This window comes from Marinomonas vaga (assembly GCF_055388305.1).
Map to the genome: position 1 here is coordinate 1,257,359 of NZ_AP043903.1, position 19,772 is coordinate 1,277,130.

Annotated in this window: 17 protein-coding genes; 7 read left to right on the forward strand and 10 right to left on the reverse strand. The window is 49.5% G+C overall.

Annotated elements, in window-relative coordinates:
* Complete coding sequence (locus tag ACZ5DR_RS05855) at window positions 1–909, reverse strand: hydrogen peroxide-inducible genes activator (RefSeq protein ID WP_377366058.1); 909 nt, start codon at window positions 907–909, stop codon at window positions 1–3.
* A 102-nt stretch (window positions 910–1,011) separates the two neighbouring features.
* Between ACZ5DR_RS05855 and ACZ5DR_RS05860 the strand changes: the two genes are divergently transcribed.
* The gene (locus tag ACZ5DR_RS05860) at window positions 1,012–1,872 is read left to right on the forward strand and encodes an NAD-dependent epimerase/dehydratase family protein (protein ID WP_377366057.1); all 861 of its coding nucleotides are present in this window, start codon (window positions 1,012–1,014) and stop codon (window positions 1,870–1,872) included.
* Between the two features lie 76 nt (window positions 1,873–1,948).
* Here the strand turns inward: ACZ5DR_RS05860 and ACZ5DR_RS05865 are convergent, their stop codons facing one another.
* The 4 genes from ACZ5DR_RS05865 to gmk form a co-directional block, all read right to left on the reverse strand.
* Entirely contained in the window at window positions 1,949–2,335 is a 387-nt protein-coding gene (locus tag ACZ5DR_RS05865; RefSeq protein ID WP_377366056.1) for a RidA family protein, read from the reverse strand.
* Between the two features lie 44 nt (window positions 2,336–2,379).
* A complete protein-coding gene (locus ACZ5DR_RS05870; protein WP_377366055.1) occupies window positions 2,380–4,500 on the reverse strand; it encodes a RelA/SpoT family protein in 2,121 nt (706 codons plus the stop codon).
* A gap of 66 nt (window positions 4,501–4,566) precedes the next feature.
* Window positions 4,567–4,794, reverse strand: a complete 228-nt coding sequence (rpoZ, locus tag ACZ5DR_RS05875) for a DNA-directed RNA polymerase subunit omega (protein ID WP_377366054.1) — start codon at window positions 4,792–4,794, stop codon at window positions 4,567–4,569.
* A 66-nt stretch (window positions 4,795–4,860) separates the two neighbouring features.
* A complete protein-coding gene (gene gmk / locus ACZ5DR_RS05880) occupies window positions 4,861–5,481 on the reverse strand; it encodes a guanylate kinase (RefSeq protein WP_377366053.1) in 621 nt (206 codons plus the stop codon).
* 213 nt (window positions 5,482–5,694) lie between these two features.
* Here gmk and ACZ5DR_RS05885 point away from each other — a divergent pair, with 213 nt between their 5' ends.
* Both ACZ5DR_RS05885 and ACZ5DR_RS05890 read left to right on the forward strand, forming a co-directional pair.
* On the forward strand, window positions 5,695–7,896 hold the full coding sequence (locus ACZ5DR_RS05885) for a putative bifunctional diguanylate cyclase/phosphodiesterase (RefSeq protein ID WP_377366052.1): 2,202 nt from the start codon (window positions 5,695–5,697) through the stop codon (window positions 7,894–7,896).
* A 3-nt stretch (window positions 7,897–7,899) separates the two neighbouring features.
* Entirely contained in the window at window positions 7,900–9,744 is a 1,845-nt protein-coding gene (locus ACZ5DR_RS05890; protein WP_377366050.1) for a sensor histidine kinase, read from the forward strand.
* 14 nt (window positions 9,745–9,758) lie between these two features.
* Here the strand turns inward: ACZ5DR_RS05890 and ACZ5DR_RS05895 are convergent, their stop codons facing one another.
* A complete protein-coding gene (locus tag ACZ5DR_RS05895; protein ID WP_377366049.1) occupies window positions 9,759–10,946 on the reverse strand; it encodes an MFS transporter in 1,188 nt (395 codons plus the stop codon).
* A gap of 87 nt (window positions 10,947–11,033) precedes the next feature.
* Between ACZ5DR_RS05895 and ACZ5DR_RS05900 the strand changes: the two genes are divergently transcribed.
* Entirely contained in the window at window positions 11,034–11,831 is a 798-nt protein-coding gene (locus tag ACZ5DR_RS05900; protein ID WP_377366048.1) for an AraC family transcriptional regulator, read from the forward strand.
* On the opposite strand, the gene rluF is transcribed toward ACZ5DR_RS05900, so the two are convergent.
* The 4 genes from rluF to ACZ5DR_RS05920 form a co-directional block, all read right to left on the reverse strand.
* Window positions 11,828–12,880, reverse strand: a complete 1,053-nt coding sequence (gene rluF / locus ACZ5DR_RS05905) for a 23S rRNA pseudouridine(2604) synthase RluF (protein ID WP_377366047.1) — start codon at window positions 12,878–12,880, stop codon at window positions 11,828–11,830. The genes ACZ5DR_RS05900 and rluF overlap by 4 nt on opposite strands.
* 4 nt (window positions 12,881–12,884) lie before the next feature.
* On the reverse strand, window positions 12,885–13,505 hold the full coding sequence (gene rlmE / locus ACZ5DR_RS05910) for a 23S rRNA (uridine(2552)-2'-O)-methyltransferase RlmE (RefSeq protein WP_377366046.1): 621 nt from the start codon (window positions 13,503–13,505) through the stop codon (window positions 12,885–12,887).
* Between the two features lie 78 nt (window positions 13,506–13,583).
* Complete coding sequence (locus tag ACZ5DR_RS05915) at window positions 13,584–14,198, reverse strand: LysE family translocator (protein ID WP_377366045.1); 615 nt, start codon at window positions 14,196–14,198, stop codon at window positions 13,584–13,586.
* 77 nt (window positions 14,199–14,275) lie between these two features.
* On the reverse strand, window positions 14,276–15,205 hold the full coding sequence (locus tag ACZ5DR_RS05920; RefSeq protein WP_377366044.1) for a LysR family transcriptional regulator: 930 nt from the start codon (window positions 15,203–15,205) through the stop codon (window positions 14,276–14,278).
* Between the two features lie 146 nt (window positions 15,206–15,351).
* On the opposite strand from ACZ5DR_RS05920, the gene ACZ5DR_RS05925 reads away from it, so the two are divergent.
* The 3 genes from ACZ5DR_RS05925 (at window position 15,352) to ACZ5DR_RS05935 (ending at window position 19,700) form a co-directional block, all read left to right on the forward strand.
* Window positions 15,352–16,974: an NAD(P)/FAD-dependent oxidoreductase gene (locus ACZ5DR_RS05925; RefSeq protein ID WP_377366043.1), complete on the forward strand. Its 1,623-nt coding sequence runs from the start codon at window positions 15,352–15,354 to the stop codon at window positions 16,972–16,974.
* Window positions 16,975–16,977: 3 nt separating this feature from the next.
* Entirely contained in the window at window positions 16,978–17,700 is a 723-nt protein-coding gene (locus ACZ5DR_RS05930; RefSeq protein WP_377366042.1) for a TrmH family RNA methyltransferase, read from the forward strand.
* A 233-nt stretch (window positions 17,701–17,933) separates the two neighbouring features.
* Window positions 17,934–19,700, forward strand: coding sequence for a sensor domain-containing diguanylate cyclase (locus ACZ5DR_RS05935; protein ID WP_377366041.1), 1,767 nt, complete (start codon window positions 17,934–17,936; stop codon window positions 19,698–19,700).
* Window positions 19,701–19,772: the final 72 nt, after the last annotated feature.

Consider the following 19,772-nt stretch of genomic DNA (forward strand, 5'->3'; position numbering starts at 1 on the left):
CTAGTCCAGATTCAGCTTTTGGCATGCCTCACGGATGGATTGGCTGAGAGATTCGATGGCTTTTGGACGCGGGAAACTGGCCCGCCATGCCAAGGCCACAGTACGTTTGGGAACAGGGGCGCTAAAAGGTCTCACCGCCAATACATCTTCATCAATGTTATTGACCGCGGACTTTGGCAGTACCGTCACACCTAATCCTGATGACACCATATAGCGGATGGTTTCTAGGGAGCTACCATTTACAACGGTACGTCCTTCGTTGAGCTCTTCCTCGCCAATAATAGGGCAGGCTTCCATGACTTGGTCACTAAAGCAGTGGCCCTTGCCTAGCAGCAGTAAGTTATCTGTGGTGAGTTGGTCCGTGGTAATACTGTCAAGGTTTGCCCAAGGGTGTTCTTTGGGCATCAGTACGACGAACTCTTCTTCGTAAATGGGTTGAGTGACCACGTCTGGTTCGCGAAAAGGGAGAGCGACAATGATGGCATCTAACTCGCCGTTACGCAGTTTCGGACGCAGGTTTTCAGTCAGGTCTTCCTCGATCACCAAGGGCATGCCTTGGGCATGTTTTTTAAGCTCTGGGATCATGTAAGGAAATAGGTACGGCGCAATGGTAAAGATAGCACCTACCTTCAACGGGCCTCGAAGTTGGTTTTTGCCAGAAGACGCCAATTCTTTAATCATGTTGGCTTGCTCTAATACACGGCGCGCCTGACTGATGATTTGTTCGCCAATGGGGGTAATGTAGACAGAGCTTTTGCTACGCTCGAAAATCGCAGCGCCAAGTTCGTCTTCTAGCTTTTTAACTGCCACACTGAGTGTTGGCTGAGAAACATTGCTGCGATCTGCTGCACGGCCAAAATGTTTCTCTTCTGCTAGCATAACGATGTATTTGAGTTCTGTTAGCGTCATGGTCATTACCCTTATAATTGGTAATAACTATGATAATACATATTTTGATAAAGTGTACCGGAACTTGGAAGATACGCTTTTTTTGCAATCATTGGGGCAAATATGACAAAAGTACTGGTAGCGGGCTGTGGTGACTTAGGACGTTCAGTGGCGTCTCATTTTGTGGCGCTGGGTGCGCAAGTGACAGGCATGCGCCGCCAAGGTATCGAATTTCCTGAAGGGGTGTTGGGGATTACGGGAGATTTAACCGAGCTGAATCAAGATGCGTGGCCCGATGTGGACCTGGTGTATTTGATTGTTACCCCACAGGGGCGCACGGAAGAGGCTTATGGCAAGGCTTATGTGGGGGCGGCCGAAGCTGTGGCCCAAGCTTACCAAGAACGGGAGCAGAAGCCCCATGTGATCTTTGTCTCCAGTACCAGTGTTTATGGCCAGAACCAAGGCCAGTTAATTACCGACGACTCCCTTGCTGTGGCGGCCAAGCCCACTGCTAACAAGCTGCTGGAGGCAGAGCAGGTGTTAATACAGGCGTTGCCCACCACAAGTGTCCGTTGTTCTGGTATTTACGGTCCTGGGCGGTTTCGCTTAATAGACGGTGTGTATGAGGCTGAGCCTTGGGCAGAAAACAGCTGGACTAATCGTATTCACCGAGATGATGTAGTGGGTGCGTTGTGTTTCCTAGGGGAGCGTGTTGTCAAAGGACAGACCTTACCAGAGACAGTGATTGCCACTGATGAGCAGCCTGTGTCCATGTGGGAAGTTAAGTTATGGTTAGCCAGCGCCTTGGATGTGCTGCCATCTTTGCCCTCTGATATTACCTTTGCGGAATACTTTCCAACTAAGGGTAAGCGTATCGTGGCCACTAAATTGCGCACCTTAGGTTGGCGTCCACACTATTCAGGCTATGTTACTGGCTATGGCAGCGTGTTAAAACGCTATGTACCCCCTGCTGAGCGTGCCTAAGCATTGCTAAATCGAAATAAAAAAAGAGGCCACTAGGGCCTCTTTTTTATTTGTATCAGAGATCGGGGATCAGGGATTAGTCTTCTAATACCATCACGCCTTCGATTTCAACGGCAACGTCTTTCGGCAGTGCACGCACACCCAAGGCTGCACGAGCTGGGTAAGGTTGCTCGAAAAACTGTGTCATGACTTCGTTCACTGTGGCGAAGTTGCCTAGGTCGGTCATGTAGATGTTTAGCTTAACGATGTCTTTTAGTGAGCCGCCTGCTGCTTCACAAACCGCTTGTAGGTTAGTGAAGACTTGCTTTGTTTGCTCTGCTACGTCATCGCTGACGATTTCCATGGTGGCTGGTACCAATGGAATCTGGCCGGAAAGGTAAACTGTGTTGCCAGCGCGAACAGCTTGTGAGTATGGGCCGATTGCTGCAGGAGCGTTTTCAGAGAAGATTACTTGCTTTGCCATGGTCTCAATCCTTTATGAGTGATCAAATTCTAAATGCTACGTGATTAACGTCCGACGAGGTTCTCACGGGATACTTTTTCAACGCAACGCACGGCTTTAATGCGTCGCATAACATCTGCTAAGCCCACACGACTTGATATAGCAATATTCAGACGAAGACGAGAGATCTTGCCCCGTTCAATGATGTCCAAGTTAGACACTTGGAAATCTGTGTCACTGATGGAGCTGGCAATCTTGGCCACGGCGCCTCGCTCGTTCACATAGGTGACGATCAGGCTGACGTTGAGCTCTTCTTCAATCTCTTTACTCCAGCTCATGCGAATATAACGCTCTGGGCTAGATAAGTGGTCTTGAATATTTGGGCAGCTACGATGATGAATGATAATGCCTTTGTCTACTTGCACATATCCGACAATCGGATCACCCGGAATCGGTGAACAGCATTTCGCATAGGAGATTAGCATCCCTTCAGAGCCATTCACTTTAAACGATTTCGGTGAAATCAATTCATCTTCATTAAAGTCAGGGAATAACTGACGGGCGACCACATAGCCCACATGACGACCCTTACCGATGGATTCAAGTAAGTCATCTAAGGCCTCAAGCTGGTAGTGCTCTAAGACCGCGTTGACGCGATCTTCGGGCAATTCTTCAATAGTGGTTCTGAAGGCATTGAGGGAGCGGGTCAGTAGGCGGTAGCCAAATGAAATGGCATTCTCCCGTTGTTTGGTCTTCAGGTAATGGCGAATGTTGGTGCGGGCTTTACCTGTGATGGCGAAGCTTAACCAAGCCACATTTGGCTGGGCGCTTTTGGCCGTGATGACTTCGACGGTCTGGCCACTTTCTAACTGGGTGCTCAACGGCGCTAAACGACGGTTGATACGACAGGAAATACAGGTGTTGCCGATTTCCGTATGGACCCCATAAGCGAAGTCTACAGGCGTTGCACCAGACGGTAGTTCAATGATCTCGCCTTTAGGTGTAAAGACGTACACCTCGTCAGGGAAGAGGTCGCTCTTAACGTTATCAATGAACTCCATTGGGTTGTGGGCTTTTTCTTGAATCTCAAGCAAGCTTTTAACCCATTTGGTAGCACGTTCATGGTTGCTGGCCGGAGCACCAGACGTTTGCCCCTGGGACTTGTAGGTCCAATGGGCAGCGATACCATTAACCGCGACAACATCCATTTCATTAGTACGAATCTGTACTTCCAATGGTAAGCCATTGGTACCCACCACAGTGGTGTGCAACGACTGATAACCGTTGGACTTAGGCACCGCGATGTAATCTTTAAAGCGACCTTCAATCGGCTTAAAGAGGGCGTGAATTACCCCCAAAATGCGATAACAGCTGTCATGGCGATCGGTGACAATACGCACACCCAGTACGTCCATGACTTCTTCCAAGGAGCGGCGCTTTTTACGCATCTTTTGGTAGATGCTGTAGGTATGCTTTTCGCGCACGCTGATGGCTGCATCAATGTAGTCAGCAGCCAGCTCAGAGCGAATGAAGTCTTCAAGCTTTTCCATGGACTTGTCCCGTTGTCCATAGCGCTTGTTAATAGCGCGCTCGAGCATCCGTGAACGAAGTGGGTAGTAAGCTTGAAAGGCCAAGGACTCAAGATCCACACGCATATTATACATACCTAAGCGGTTCGCTATCGGTGCGTAAATGTCGAGGGTTTCTTTCGCGATACGGCGTTTTTTATGGGCTGGCATGGCATCGAGGGTGCGCATGTTATGGAGTCGGTCCGCCAGCTTCACCATGATGTCGCGAATGTCATCCGCCATGGCCATGGCCATTTTTTGGAAGTTATGAGCTTGTTTTTCGATTTGGCTGTTGAACTCAAGGTGGGTCAGCTTACTGACACCATCAACTAGGCTAGCAACGCCTTCACCAAATTGCTCCGCGAGGGCCTCTCGGGAAATGCCTGTGTCTTCGATTACATCGTGGAGTAGCGCGGCCGTTAGGCCTTCGCAATCCATTCGAAGCTCAGCTAGGACAAATGCCACTGCCAATGGATGGGTGACATAATGCTCACCACTTTTACGCTTTTGTCCATCGTGGGCTTGTTCAGCGTAGTAGTAGGCGCGTTTTACCGTGGCGATCTGCTCGTAGGGCAGATATTGGCCAAGGTTTTCCGCTAATTTCTCAATAGTAGACACCGCTCACCTCACATCAGGAAAAGCAAAACCAGAAATACGTGTGCTGAGCGATGCATACCATAGAGATTAAAACTCTGTTGGCGCTGGCTTATTCTGGAAGTCTACGTTTTTCGCGTTGATTAGGTCATCGGCGATTTCACGTAGCGCAACAACAGTCATTTTGTCTTCTTCAAGTGGTAGCTTTGCTTCTGCGCCACCGGTTGCTAGTTGACGTGCGCGTTTCGCCGCAACCATAACCAATTCAAAACGGTTGTCTACGTTTTCTAGGCAATCTTCAACTGTAACTCGAGCCATGGGGTAACCTCTGGGTAAGATTTAATCACTAATTAGTAATCGCCAATTTTACTGAACCGCCTGTCACTATGACAAGAGATCATTGATGAGATCTGTGTGAATCTCACGTATTAATGGCATTCTGGTACGCATGGCCACGAAAATGGCCTGCAATTGTTGAAATGCTTCATCAAAATCATCGTTGATGATGACATATTCGTATTCGTTGTAGTGTGACATTTCATTGACGGCTTTGGCCATACGGCGGGCGATTACGTCTTCGGCGTCGGTGCCACGACCTTTCAAACGCTCTCCTAGGGCTTCAACCGATGGTGGTAAGATAAAAATACCAATGGCATCAGGGTATTGGGCACGTACTTGTTGGGCCCCTTGCCAGTCTATTTCTAAGATCACGTCTAAGCCTTGGTCGAGCATGTCGAAAATGGCTTGTTTGGAGGTGCCGTAGAAGTTGTCAAACACTTGGGCGTGCTCAAAAAACGCATCTTCCGCGATCATATCTAGGAAGGAGTCCACATCAACAAAAAAGTACTCTCGGCCGTGCTCTTCGCCTGTTCTAGGGGCGCGAGTGGTGTGGGATACCGAGATGCGAACGTTTTCGTCGGCTTTTAACAGCGCTTTGTAAAGGGAAGATTTCCCCGCGCCAGAAGGGGCCGATAAAATGAAAAGGTTGCCTTTTTTCTGTGTCATTGAGGGTTCCGTTTTAGGCTCGTCTGAAAATAAACATAAGTGCGCCAGTGTAGCATATTTCCTGAGGCTAATTGTCAGCTTTACGTCATGATTTTGGTTACCAATTCTCGGTATTTTAAAAATTACGACTATACTCGTATTTACGAGATGTGAGTAACGGTCAAAATGCTCACAAAACCGAATTAGGTCATCTACATAGATAGGTTTTGATGTATGAGGTCACAAGGAAAGCTTGATTATTTATCAAAAACAGAGACCACCTGGAAAGTATTGTCTGTGGAGGACGATGCAGGTTACCAGAGTGCCCTGCTAAACGGCCTGCAGTCGCTAGATTACGGTACTAAAAATGTAGAGTTTTTGACCGCCAACTCTGCCCAAGAGGCCGGCAGTGTGTTGGCGCAGAACCCAGACATTGGCGTGATCTTGCTTGATGTGGTTATGGAAACAGATGATGCGGGCTTGCGCCTAGTGCAAAGTATCCGTGAAAGTATTGGTAACCACTTAGTCCGTATCGTGTTGCTCACGGGGCAGCCGGGAATGATGCCATTAGATGACTTGATGGCCAGCTACGACATTGACGATTACTGGAATAAAAGTGACCTAACCCACGATCATCTGCAAACCATCGTTATATCTAATTTGCGTACTTGGGAGCATTTAACCGTTATCCAAAAAGCCCGCCAAGGCATGCAGCTTCTGATCGAATCCAGCCAGCGTATCAGCAGCAAAATGGATCTTCGTAGCTATACCCAAGCGATCCTCCAAGAGCTGGTGAAACTGTTTGAATTCGAAAAAGGCGGTGTGGTCTGTATGGCGCACCAGCATGAAGAGATACCTGATAAAGCCTTGGTGTTTGCAGCGACTGGGGAATTCAGCGACTGGTCCAATCAATATCTTGGCAGTATTACAGTGGATGAAGAATTCAGCCACGCTTTAATGAATAGCTTTCACCAACAAGAGCATATGATTGGCACAGCAGTGTCTGCCTTGTATTTTTCCAGCGAGGAGCTGGATCAGCGAGATTATGTGGTGCTAGTGAAGCATGAAAATCCCCTGCGAGACTATCAGGTGGAGATGCTCAAGGTGTTTTGTGAAAACGTCAACCTTGGGTTCAAAAATATTGCCTTGCACAGCCGTTTAGCGGAGCTTGCTTACTATGACACCTCTACTGGACTGCACAACAAAAACTGGTTGTTTCGCCAGATTGCTGGTTTGTCTCCAGAGGAGCGCAAAGACTGCAAAGTATTGATGCTGTTTGTTGAAGAGCTTGCCTACAGTGAAGTCTTGTTCGGGGTGCAATATGGCCGCAACTTAATGAAATACCTGCATGCTCACCTTAAGGCCTGCTTTGTTCGCTCCATTGACATTGCTTTGTATGAGAGGGATACCCTGGTACTGCTTGTCTATGATCGCCAAGACTATGAAAGAGAAGACCTTGAACATGTGCTTCACCCGCGCTTGCAGATCGACGACAGTCTCCATGTGATTGATTTGTTAGGGTGTATGGTGCGCTTGTCGGATGTGCCCGATAACACTCCTGCCCAAGTCATTGGGATTGCCAAAAGTGCCCTTGAGCAAGTTAAGCATGACAATGTGGATTTTGGAGTCTTCAGTACCCAACAGCTGCTACAAAATCAAAATCGCTATTCGTTACTAAAAGATCTGCGGGAGGCCATCCCGACCGAGCAAATGTTTATTCACATGCAGCCCAAAATACGTCTGTCTGACGGGGGCTTGGTTGGGTTTGAAGTCTTGGTGCGCTGGCACCATAAAAATGGGGACATGATCCCCCCTGATCAGTTTGTCAAAATGGCTGAGACGTCCGGTCTGATAGATCGACTGGATCGTCGGGTAACGCGCTTGGCTTGCCGTGCTCAGACTGTCTTAGCAGAGCACAATGTGCGAGTGCCCTTATCGGTCAATGTGTCCGGGGTCGAGCTTTCTAGACCGGACTTTGTCGATAACTTTGTTGAGCTATTACAAACCGAGGCGGTTGCTCCTCAAAGTCTAGATGTTGAAGTAACCGAGACTCAGCTGATAGTGGAGCGTAAAGCCGTGCTTAAGCATCTGAAACGGTTTAAAGAACTAGGGATCCGAGTTAGCATCGATGACTTCGGTGCTGGGTATTCTTCTCTTGCTTACCTCTCTACCTTGAATACCGAAGTGTTAAAAATAGACCGTCAATTTATCAATCGAATGCTTGAAACCAAAGAAGATCGTCAGGTAGTTCGCATGATTATCGAGCTCGGCCATACCTTAAATATGGAAGTCTTAGCGGAAGGCATTGAAACCCAAGAGCAATACAATGCCCTCAAAGAAATGGGTTGCGATACAGGTCAGGGTTATTTTATGGCAAAGCCCATGCCATTAGAAAAAGCCATAGACTGGTGTCGAGCCCGAACAGACGAGTCTTAATCTATGAAAAAACCGCCAGTCTGGATCTTTGCTGTACCTCTGGTGATGGTCATCGCTCTCGGTTTGGTCACGATTCATGTTTGGAAAAAGACCCTTGCTGATACCTATGGTGAGGAGCAGGGGCAGTTGATTAACCGAGCCAGTGTTCTGATATCTAAAGAGCTTGGGTTGATGGAGCAAATAACCAACTACATGCGTGAAGAGTTAGAAAGCATTGTGCCGCAATCCTTTGACTCGGAAGACGCGTGGCGGCGGGCCGTTGAAACTCAGCTTAAGCAAACACGCCACTTATCTAGCATTATTGCTCAATTGCGTTGGTTGTCTCCGGATGGCCAAGAGCTAGTCCGGGTAGATGTGCGCCCAAATGGGACGACGCAAGCCATTCCCAAAAGTGAGTTACAAGATAAATCAGGGCGCTATTACTACATCAAGGGGAGCCAATTAGCCCAGGGGCAAACTCTGATTACTCCTACGGATTTGAACGTAGAACATGGTCTTATCGTAGTGCCCTATGAGCCCACCACTCGGTCAGTGACCAAGCTTAAGGGACCCCAAGGTGAGTGGCAGGGGCTCTTGGTGGTGAACTTTAACGTGTCCTCTGTGTTGGAGCAGATTAGATTGCTCCAGACCCCAGAGAACACATTACAGGTGATTGATAACCAAGGGAATTGGCTGCTGTCCTATATTCCAGAAAGGGAATGGCGACACATGTATGGGGATTACACCATGGCACTTCCCCAGCTTTACCCTGATGCTTGGCAACGCATTCAAACCTATCGAACCCTCACAAAAGAGTCCTTAGACGGTCTGCCGACCTTGGTTTCCCCGAGTGCCATTAATTTGGACCCACAAAGCGCTCCAAGGACCTATTTGATTGCTAAGGTGCGTCCGGATGTGTGGTTTAAAAATCAATTGATCGTTTACGGTGTCACCGGAATGGTCGCTATTTTGCTTTATGGCGCACTCGTCGCTTTGGTTTGGTTCCGATGGCGCTTAGCTACTCAAAAAGCAGTCTATGTAGAACGCATCCGACACGATAAAGCGCGTATTGAAAAAGCCCATACACGCCTAAAAGAAAACAACCAAAATCTTGTCATGATGCAAAAGGAATTGGTTGAGCAGAGCAAGCTATCGGCCCTTGGCATGTTAGTGGCGGGGGTTGGCCATGAGCTGAATACGCCTTTGGGGGGGTTACGTATGACCCTATCGTCCGTTGCGAGTCATATGAAACGTATGAAGCAAGAGGCGGATTCTTTGACTGAGCGTCAAGCGAAGCATATGGACATGGTGCATCAAGCATTGGCCATTGCGGATAATAACCTTGAGCGTGCGGTGGCCGTTGTGCAGCAATTCAAACGCATCACCGATGGGCGTACCCGACAAGCACTGACGAACTTTAAAGTAGGCTTGATGCTAGAAGACACCTTGGCAGCCTTGAAGCCCCTGCGTAAGCTGCATCCAAAAGTTGACATCGTACTGCAGGGTGACCCGGAATTAGAATTTTGCGCGGCGGCAGGGGTTGTCTCTCAAGTGCTCCAAAGCCTGATTACTAATGCTCTAGACCATGCTTTTCCTGATCATAGTGAAGGAGAGATCGCCATCGCCTTTAATAAAGAAGAAGAGTACGTGATTGAGGTGCGTGATAATGGTCGGGGGATTAATGAAGCTGACTTATCCAAAATATGGGAGCCCTTTTTCACCACTGGGCGTGGTGAAAAACACTCAGGTTTAGGCTTGTTTATGGTGAGCCAATGGGTAAACGAACTTCTAAACGGTCAAATAACAGTGGGCCCCAATGCTCCCCACGGCACCCGGTTTGTCATTAAAATACCCATTCACTCTAAATAAAAAAGCCAAGCGGCTTATGAGTCTTCGGCACTGGAATACCAGCCCAACAGAACCCAGATTAGGCTCATGCCAATCAAACAATAAAGCACCATTTGCCAGTTGCCCTGCCAGTCGTGCAGGGCACCCATAGCAACAGGGCCAGCGGCCGCTAATAGGTAACCGATCAATTGCGCCATACCGGATAGCGCCGCCGCTTGCTTCAAGCTGCTGGTGCGAATACTGATTAAGGACAGTCCCACCACATAGCCCATGGTGACCCCAAAGCCAAATATAAAGGACCAGACGGCAGACAGCGCTGGTAAGAAGACGAATCCTAATAAGCTGATCAATGTGGCAAACGTAGACAAACAAGACAACTGGCGCTTGCTTGGCAAGATGCGCTGCAGAAATGGCAGGATCAAAGCTGGTACTGTCCCCGCCGCTTGAATATAGCTGTGATACAGCCCAGCGGTCACGGGCGCAAACCCATTATCAATCATAATAGTGGGGGCCCAAGCATTGACGATGTAGTTGATAACGGAATCCATCGCCAAAAACATTGCCAGTAACCATGCAACAGGAGAGCGCCAAACGGAGGATTCCGTGCTGCTTGGGGTTGGTGCAGCGCCTCCTCTTTCCTTTTTAGGTAACCAAATCCATAGGGCTAACGGCAAGGCGATGATCAATAACTGAGCCCCCAGAGCAAATGACCAACTTGGCCAAAGGTCACCAAAAAGGCGTTCTGACAAAAAGCTCAGAGGTACGGCGGAGCCTGTCATAACGGTGCCGCCAACGTTCATCATTAACACGTAAATGGCGGTTAGCTGGACAATCTGTGTAGAAAAATCGCGCTTCAATAAAACCGGCAAGAGCACGTTGCCTACGGCGATCCCTGCACCAATAAACACGACCCCAAGGTACATGGGCGGTAATACCCCCATGGAGCGCAGAATCATCCCCACGGCAATACTGATAGCGCCTATAAAAAGCGTCTTCTCAATGCCTTGATGACGACTCAACCAAGCGGCAGCAGGCGCGAAAATAGCAAAGGCTAACAAGGGTAACGCAGTTAACAAGCCCGATTGGGAGCTGCTTAGATGCAAGTCCTGCTCGATGAATTCAATAAGGGGCGCAATGCCGACAACTGGACCGCGCAAGCTGAGCGACATCAACATGATGAAACCCAGCAATAGCAATGCGTCACGACTGTACTTAGTTGGCATGAAAGGACTTCCGATTGGTTAAAGACTTGTCAGCTGAGGAGTATATGGGATAGCGTGTCTTGCTGTATTGTGGAATTAAGACAATAAATGACGAAATCCAGACAAGATCAAAGAACCATCATTACCGACCTTGGTCCAGCCGATACCTTGGCCCAGCCGGTGATATTACAGCGGGAAAGCTATCATGCGGAAACCCCGTGGCATCAGCATAAAAAAGGCCAATTGCTTCTCGCCCTAAAGGGCACAGTGACCAGCTATGTGGAGCAGGGCATGTGGTTGATCCCGCCCCAGTGTGCGGTTTGGATCCCCAGTCAGCATGTGCACCGTAATGTGTATGGACCGGACTCAGATGTCTGCATGGTGTTTGTGGATGTTGCGGCGACTCGTTTACCCGAACGGGTTTGTACCTTGACGGTGACGCCCTTGATGCGTGAGCTGATGCTGCACATCGCCGATCAACCATTACGTCATGAGCCTGGCAGCGCCACAGAGAAAATGGTGCATGTTTTGATGGATTTATTAGAGCAGGCGCCCCATGAGTCCTTTGACTTTCCTATCCCTGAAGAAGCACGGTTAAGGGACTTAGCCCAGCGGTTGATGTCCCAGCCAGATGATCGTCGCACCTTAGCGGAATGGGCTAAAGACTACGCTATGAGCGAGCGCACCTTGGCTCGTTTGATTCGTCAACAGGTGGCCTTGACGTTTGGTCAATGGCGAGCAAGGTTACACATAGTGCTGGCGTTGGAAAAGTTGGCCCAAGACCGTCCCGTGCAGCGTATTTCAGAAGAGCTAGGGTATGAATCAGTTGGCGCCTTCATCACCTTCTTCAAAAAACACTTTGGCTGCACCCCTAAGCAATATCATCAAAAGCGCTGGACCCGCTAGCGTCCTTTTGGCTTGCGAGGGCCGCCGTTTGCAGGTTTACCTCGACCGTTGGATGGGCCGTTTTTGCCATTAGGACGACCTGCTGCAGGTTTGCCTCGCCCAGTTTGCGGTTTGCCTTGGTCATTGGCTTTGCCCCGTCCTGCGGGTTTGCCTCCGCGTTTGTCCGTAGGTTTGTTTTTGCCATTGGCATTGGGTTTGCCGCCTGAACCGGGCTTGCCACCCGCTCTAGCAGGTTTATTGCCCCGGGCATCCGGGCGACCACCAGACTTATTGCGATTAGGATTGGGTTTAGGTTTGCGTGGGTTGGTGGCTTTGGGGGCGGCGTTGCCATCGGAATCTTTGGTTAACTCGGCGATGCCAGCCACTTCTTTGGGAGTGAGATCGCGCCAATCACCTAAGGCGAGGCCTTTGAGAGACACATTCATGATGCGGATGCGTTCAAGCTGCACCACTTCATAGCCAAAATGTTCCGCCATGCGGCGAATTTGGCGATTTAATCCCTGCACCAAGGTAATGTTAAAGACGAAGGTGGACTCTTTTTTAACCTGACATTTCTTGGTCATTTGCCCAAGAATCGGCACACCATTGCTCATGCCATCGATGAAAGCGTCGGTGATGGGCTTGTTGACCGTTACAAGGTATTCTTTTTCGTGGTTATTAGAGGCACGAAGGATCTTATTAACTAAATCGCCATTGTTGGTTAAAAAGATTAGACCTTGGGAGTCTTTGTCCAAGCGGCCAATGGGGAAAATACGGGCCCCGTGTTTAACAAAACTGACAATGTTATTCGGCTCGCTGGACTCTGTGGTGCTGACAATGCCTACGGGTTTGTTCAAAGCGATAAAGATCAGGTCTTCCGCTTCTTGAGGTTCAATGGTCTGGCCGTTTACCTTGACCAGATCCCCTGGTGACACCTGATCGCCAATGCCGGCCCGTTTGCCATTGATGAAAACATTGCCTTGCTCGATAAAACGATCCGCTTCTCGGCGGGAGCAGAGGCCGCTTTCACTGATGTATTTGTTAAGGCGAGTGGAGGTTTTGAGTTCCATGGGGTTACCCTTTAAAGCCACGGCCAACGAGATACACTTCCCGAGAGCGAGCACGGGAGGAGTCGGGTTTGCGCACGACCACACTGTCGAAATGCTCCCGTACCATTTTTACGAATTCTTCGTAGCCTTCCCCGTGGAAAACTTTTACAGCGAATAAACCTTTTGGCTTCAGGGTTTGGATCGCCATGTCTAACGCTAATTCCACTAGGTACATGGAGGAGGCTTGATCCACCGCCGCCACGCCACTCATGTTAGGCGCCATGTCCGATACCACCACATCTACGGGGGCACCGTTCACCGCTGTCATGATTTGGTCGAATACGTCTTGTTCAGTAAAGTCCCCTTGAATGAATTCCACGCCTGCAATGCTGTCCATGGGCAGGATGTCAGATGCGATGACCTTGCCTTTATCGCCCACCAGCTTAGAGGCCACCTGTGACCAGCCCCCGGGGGCAGAGCCAAGATCCAGCACCAGATTACCAGGTTTGATCAGCTTGTCTTTGTCATTGAGCGCGAGCAGCTTGTAGCTGGCTCTGGAACGGTAGCCGTCCGCCTGTGCTTTTTTGACGTAAGGGTCGTTGACGTGTTCGTCTAGCCAACGGTTGCTGCTTTTGGATCGAGCCATGGTATCGGGTGCCATTTGTTTGGTTTGAAAGGCGCTATTGTACCTTTCGGCAGCGGATCAGCAAAGGCACAGAGCGTATTAGACGGATAGAACAATTTTCCCTGCTAGGGCGATCAAGACTAAGCCCGATAGCCGATCAATCCAGACGGCGTTGTGGCGCAGTTTGTCTAATAGACGAGCGTTAGACAGCATAAGGGTGATGAGTGTGTACCACAGACCATCGACCACGAACGGGGTGGCAACGATCAACATTTTACCTTCTAGCCCATGAACTGCCGCCACGAAAGGGCTAAACAAGGCGGCAAAAAATAAGGCGATTTTAGGGCTTAAAAGGGAGATCAATAGGCCTTCTTTAGCGGACTTTAATGGGGTGACGGGCTCCCCTGCATTGAGCTTTGCGGCAATGCCTCCTGTGGAGCGGAGAGCGCCTAGCCCCAAATAGAGTAAATACGCCGCCCCAGCGTAGCTGATGAGATTAAACAACCAAGGTAACTGGTGGAAAATCACCGCTAGCCCCAGCATGGAAATCAAGGCATAGACACCAATACCGAAGGCGTGGGCCCACGCAGCAGCAAAGCCATTGATCTTGCCGCCAGCAAGACTGTGTTTGGTCACAGTGATCAAACTAGGGCCGGGTGACATGGCGCCCAGCAAACAGATGGTAAATAGGGATAGCCAAAGGGAAAGCGTCATAACATGGGTCTCCAAAAGTATTGAAGGCACTATAACGATGGCGCGATATTAATTGAAATCATGATTTATCAAGATGGCTATAACTTTAAATCATAACCAATGGAATACTCAGATTGCGTCATGGCATTGAGTACCACAGAGCGCGCCCATTGGTGTGACGGAGTTTGGTCATAGCGCTCGTGCCATATGAGCCAATAGCGATAACAAGGAGTCTTCACCGGCAAGGGTTTATAAACCAATGGAAACTGCCGAGCAAAATTACGGGCAATGTGTTCTGGTGTGACCATCAACAGGTTATGTTTACACAGGGGCGGAGTGGCAGCATAGAAGAAGGGCACATTGAGTACCACTCGCCGTTGCTGTCCCAGCTCTCGCAAGGCGGTATCCACATAGCTGTCTTTGTCTCCGCCGCCGATGACCTTGATATGGCCATATTGGAGTAAGTCCTCTACGGTCAGTTGATCTTTGCTGGCGAGGGGGTGTTGGGCACCCATAATACAGACAGGGAAGTCTTCGCCAATTTGCTCGGAACACAAACCTTGGGGCTTTTCTTGAGACATGCTGGAAGCCAAATGAATGTCACTAGTGGCCAATTCATCAATCAGTTGTGGGTTCCATAGGCGGTAGCTGAGGGTAGCGCTGGGCGCTTGTTCTGCGAACGCATCAATAATATGGGGCAAGATGTATTGGGCCACATAATCACTGGAAGAGAGGACAAATTCTTCTTGCCAGCGCAGAGGATCAAAGGCAGCGTCAAACAATAGGTCATCTAACCCGAGAAACCAGTTTTCTAACTTGGCCTGCAGTTGCAGGGCTTTGGGGGTGGGGAGCAAAGTGTTGCCGTCCCGAACCAATAATGGATCATCGAACAATTGCCGCAGCTGACTTAGATGTCGGCTGGCCGCAGATTGAGTGATGTGGAGTTTTTCCGCTGCATGGCTGACATGACGCTCTTCTAGCAAGACCTGAAGGGATCGCATCAGATTCAGATTGACGTGTTTGGCCATGCTCAACCTCAGTTCATGATTGGGAGCACCAAGATACCAGCTTTTACCTGAATCAGACCATGTTAATTCACTGACTTATGGCCTCCGCCAACGTATAATCATGTCTTCATTTTATCTTTTGCCGAGTCAATCGGCCGGGACCCTTCATGATACGTTTATCCGAACTTTCCTTACCTCTTGATCATCCAGAAGACGCTTTGCGCGATGCCATCGTGCAGCGTTTGAATTTGGTGGACGAAAACCTGCTGGATTTCTTTGTGTTTAAGCGCAGTTATGACGCTCGCAAGAAAAACACCGAAATCACATTCGTGTACATCATTCATTTACACACCAGTGATGATGACGCTGTATTGGCGCGATTTGAGGATGACGTTCATGTGAAGGCCGCCCCAGACATTGACTATCATCCCGTGGCGCAAGCACCGGCGGACCTTATGGAGCGTCCGATCGTGATTGGCTTTGGTCCCTGTGGTTTGTTTGCAGCACTGACATTGGCGCAGATGGGGTTTAAACCGATCGTATTAGAGCGTGGTCGCAATGTTCGACAGCGTACCAAGGACACTTGGGGCTTATGGCGTAATCATAAGCTGAATACCGAATCGAACGTTCAGTACGGTGAAGGCGGTGCAGGCTTGTTCTCAGACGGTAAGCTTTATAGCCAAGTGAAAGACCCGAAATTTTACGGCCGTAAGGTCATGCACGAATTTGTACGCGCAGGGGCACCCAGTGAAATTCTGTACGTGAGTAAACCCCACATTGGTACCTTCCGTCTTACGGGGGTTGTAGCCAAAATGCGGGAGGAAATCATCGAGCTGGGAGGTGAGATTCGCTTTGAATCGAAAGTCACCGATCTAATGCTGGATGACCATCAGCAGGTCACGGGTGTGGGCTTGGCGGATGGTACAGAATTGCACAGCCGACATGTGGTATTAGCCCTCGGTCACAGTGCTCGAGACACCTTCCGAATGCTGCACAAAAAAGACGTATTTATTGAACCGAAGCCGTTTGCCATTGGTTTTCGTATCGAGCACCCACAGTCATTGATCGACCGTGCCCGTTTGGGTAAATATGCCGGTCACCCAGAGCTTGGGGCAGCGGATTACAAGTTAATCCACCATGCGAAAAATGGTCGTGCGGTGTATAGCTTCTGTATGTGTCCGGGGGGCACTGTGGTAGCGGCCACGTCAGAGGAAGGCCGTGTGGTGACCAATGGTATGAGTCAATACTCCCGTAACGAACGCAATGCCAACTCAGGTATCGTCGTGGGCATTAACCCAGAGCAAGATTACCCTGAGGGCGTTTTGGCTGGAGTTGAACTGCAAGAGCGTCTTGAAGAAGTAGCCTACAAGCTTGGTGGCTCAGATTACAAAGCACCTGCTCAATTGGTGGGGGATTTTATCAAGGGGCAGGCGTCGACTCAGCTTGGCGAAGTAGAGCCTTCTTACAAGCCTGGTATTCAGCTGTGTGATTTGGCGGACGCCTTACCGAGCTTTATTATCGAAGCCGTACGCGAGGCGCTGCCTGCGTTTGGTAAGAAGATCCGTGGCTTTGACCGTGACGATGCCATCCTTACGGGCATCGAAACGCGTACCTCTTCGCCGATCCGTATTACCCGTGACAATCAAACCTTACAGAGCCTGAATACCCAAGGTCTGTACCCAGCAGGCGAAGGGGCTGGTTATGCTGGCGGCATCTTGTCGGCGGGTATTGATGGCATCAAGGTAGCGGAAGCGGTGGCTCTAGATATCTTGAAGCAACAGGGCGCTTAACCCATGAAGATTGATCAGGTCAAAAAACTTCATCAGAAGAAATATCGCCAAGAGCTGGGCCATTGTCTGGTAGAAGGTGAACATCTTGTATTGGAGCTGGAGAACGCGGCGAAACACAACCCTAAATTGGCGGCCGCCAAGTTGTATGTGACGGCGCAATACGCCGATTGGTCCACGTCGTTTGAAAAGATCGAAGTCAGTGCCAAGCAAATGGCTTCTATGTCGGACACCAAAACCCCCCAAGGTATTTTAGCGGTGGTGCCCATGGATGCTATTTCCCCTGTTTCAGGGGAAGAGCTGACGGGGATTTATCTCCATGAAATTCAGGACCCAGGTAATCTAGGGACCATTTTGCGCACACTGGCTTGGTTTGGTGGTTTTCGCCTATTGCTCAGTGCGGGTAGTGTAGACCCCTTTAATCCCAAGGTGATTCGCTCGAGCATGGGAGCCTTATTTCATGTTCCTATGGAACTAGAGGTGGATATTGAGACCTTGCCCGAGCGGTTTCAAGCCATTGGCTGTTTGGACATGCAAGGAGAGCCATTAAGTGCCCCAAGCTTTAAGCAGTGTGACTGCTACATCTTTGGTAATGAAGCGCGGGGGGTGCCCCGAGATCAGCTTGGTCGCTTAAAGGCTAAAGCCTTCACCATCCCTGGGGTAGGGCTTATTGAATCCCTAAATCTAGCCACTGCTGTAAACCTCAGTGTTTACGAGCGTCAGCGCTGATCGCGCATCCTTTCTTTTAGAATCGGCCGGCCAATCATGGGCGGCCTTTTTATCCCCAAAAGTTCTGACAATTTCGCTTACACTTGTTTACATTGTCCGGTGAATAAGTGTGTTAATTTGTAAGCATTAAATGGATTAATACCTGAGTGCCCTTTAGATGTGACTTTAAAATCCATCTATTTAGCGACTAATAATACTAACAAGCAGCGGTACACGTGAAAGTTGGTGCTTAAATGAAGCGGATTTCGTTATGGGGACTGATTGTCGTTCCCTTTGCATTGCTCGCCATCCTAGGTGGCGCAACGGTTTATATATTATCTACGGTGACACTTGCCAATGTCTCCGATAATGTCGGCTGGCATTACATGCGTGAAATTGAATCACGGGTGTATGATCGGGTGACAGAATTCATGGCTCCCTTGGACACGGTCGTACAAGTCAATCGTGACGCCATCAGCTACCATCCTGAATACCTTGATGATCTTGATGTGCTGGCCGGACGCTTTTATGAGCAGGCCGTTGCATACCCTTATATGACCTTTGTGTCCTTCGCAACAGCGGATGGACGCTATGTGAACTCGACACGAGATCCATTTGGTTCGTCCCATCATGTGGCGACTAATTACACTCGTGGGCCAAACTTCTTAGATGCTTTCAACTATGATCCAGTGGATTTTGTAGGCACCCATATTGAATCTGAGCCCACTTTTAAAGGTTATGACCCGCGTACCCGCCCATTTTACCAAGATGCCTTGCAGCAAGACGGTATGACCTGGAGCGCCATTGAGCCTTACTTTGGTTATGAGTCTCTCGGCGTGGGCCTGTCTGCACCCATTTACGCCCAAGATGGCACCCTGCTAGGGGTGACCGCCACGAGCGTGGCTTTGGTGTCATTGGATAAGTTTTTGCAGTCTATTGAGCTGGTGGACGACTCCTATGTGTTTCTTGCGGAAGCCAATGGGGATCTGATTGCTACGTCACGTGATCAAGCCTTGTTCAGTGAAGAAGCGGGTGCCATGAAACGGGTATCCCTTAGTACTTATCAAGACCCATTGTTTCAATTGGCGGGCACTCAATTGGCGGAGGGGACGCGTCAAATAGAAATGGATGGGAAAGGGTACCTTTACCATGTGCGCCCAGTGCCTTTGCCCTACGGCCAGACTTGGTATGTAGGGGTGCTCATTCCTGAGTCCTACTACAAAAACATCCTATCGGATTACTCAGAAGCTTTAATGTGGATCGTATTATTGATGTTTTTGAGCATCGCCTTGGCGGGGTCTTTTGTGGCGCGCTTTATTGCACGTCCTATTCTGCAGCTTAATCAGGCGGCGACCTCCCATTCTCTTGAGCAAATCCGAAACCTGCCTCGACCCTTTAGCCGAGTGCGGGAGATTAACTCCCTAGGGCGACGCCTACAAAACATGGCATACCGTCTGTCTGACGCCATGCAAAACCTTGAGCAAAAAGTCGCCCAGCGCACCTCGGATCTTAAAGACGAAAATGAAACCCTCATGGAGCAAAGCACCACGGACGAACTGACAGGGTTATATAATCGCCGTGGCTTTAAATTGCTATCTGAACAGGCCTTGAAGCAGGCGCAAGATCAGGACCTCTCTTTGACCATGGTGTTGTGTGACATTGACCATTTTAAAATGGTTAATGACTCCCTCGGGCACAGTGTCGGTGACCAAGCCCTAGCGGTAGTGGCGAGTGTCTTGAAAGAGCATTTCCGGTCCGAGGACATCTGTGTGCGCTATGGCGGCGAAGAATTTATGCTGATCATAGTGGGCATGACCCGTGGGGATGTGATGAAACGCTTAAACCTGGTGCGCCAAGCCTTGTGTGATCATCCGGATTTACCGGAACGAAGAATCACCCTAAGCTTTGGTGTCACCCATCTAGATCCGCCTGTGGATACCCCTCTAGAAATACTGATCCAAGAAGTGGACACCAAGCTCTATCGGGCGAAACACGAAGGTCGCGATAAGATCGTTGGTTAGCGCTAACGGTCTTGGTTTTCATTTGCTTGCAGACCCAGTAGTATCCTCAGCACTGGGCATCAGCTGACGATT

Bases quoted from the DNA above. Each gene is read 5' to 3' on its own strand.
- ACZ5DR_RS05885 (WP_377366052.1), top strand. From the start codon at position 5,695: ATGAGGTCACAAGGAAAGCTTGATTATTTATCAAAAACAGAGACCACC.
- ACZ5DR_RS05865 (WP_377366056.1), bottom strand. From the start codon at position 2,335: ATGGCAAAGCAAGTAATCTTCTCTGAAAACGCTCCTGCAGCAATCGGC.
- rpoZ (WP_377366054.1), bottom strand. From the start codon at position 4,794: ATGGCTCGAGTTACAGTTGAAGATTGCCTAGAAAACGTAGACAACCGT.
- rlmE (WP_377366046.1), bottom strand. From the start codon at position 13,505: ATGGCTCGATCCAAAAGCAGCAACCGTTGGCTAGACGAACACGTCAAC.
- ACZ5DR_RS05895 (WP_377366049.1), bottom strand. From the start codon at position 10,946: ATGCCAACTAAGTACAGTCGTGACGCATTGCTATTGCTGGGTTTCATC.
- ACZ5DR_RS05930 (WP_377366042.1), top strand. From the start codon at position 16,978: ATGAAGATTGATCAGGTCAAAAAACTTCATCAGAAGAAATATCGCCAA.
- ACZ5DR_RS05915 (WP_377366045.1), bottom strand. From the start codon at position 14,198: ATGACGCTTTCCCTTTGGCTATCCCTATTTACCATCTGTTTGCTGGGC.
- rluF (WP_377366047.1), bottom strand. From the start codon at position 12,880: ATGGAACTCAAAACCTCCACTCGCCTTAACAAATACATCAGTGAAAGC.
- ACZ5DR_RS05860 (WP_377366057.1), top strand. From the start codon at position 1,012: ATGACAAAAGTACTGGTAGCGGGCTGTGGTGACTTAGGACGTTCAGTG.
- ACZ5DR_RS05900 (WP_377366048.1), top strand. From the start codon at position 11,034: ATGACGAAATCCAGACAAGATCAAAGAACCATCATTACCGACCTTGGT.
- ACZ5DR_RS05925 (WP_377366043.1), top strand. From the start codon at position 15,352: ATGATACGTTTATCCGAACTTTCCTTACCTCTTGATCATCCAGAAGAC.
- ACZ5DR_RS05890 (WP_377366050.1), top strand. From the start codon at position 7,900: ATGAAAAAACCGCCAGTCTGGATCTTTGCTGTACCTCTGGTGATGGTC.
- ACZ5DR_RS05935 (WP_377366041.1), top strand. From the start codon at position 17,934: ATGAAGCGGATTTCGTTATGGGGACTGATTGTCGTTCCCTTTGCATTG.
- ACZ5DR_RS05855 (WP_377366058.1), bottom strand. From the start codon at position 909: ATGACGCTAACAGAACTCAAATACATCGTTATGCTAGCAGAAGAGAAA.
- gmk (WP_377366053.1), bottom strand. From the start codon at position 5,481: ATGACACAGAAAAAAGGCAACCTTTTCATTTTATCGGCCCCTTCTGGC.
- ACZ5DR_RS05920 (WP_377366044.1), bottom strand. From the start codon at position 15,205: ATGGCCAAACACGTCAATCTGAATCTGATGCGATCCCTTCAGGTCTTG.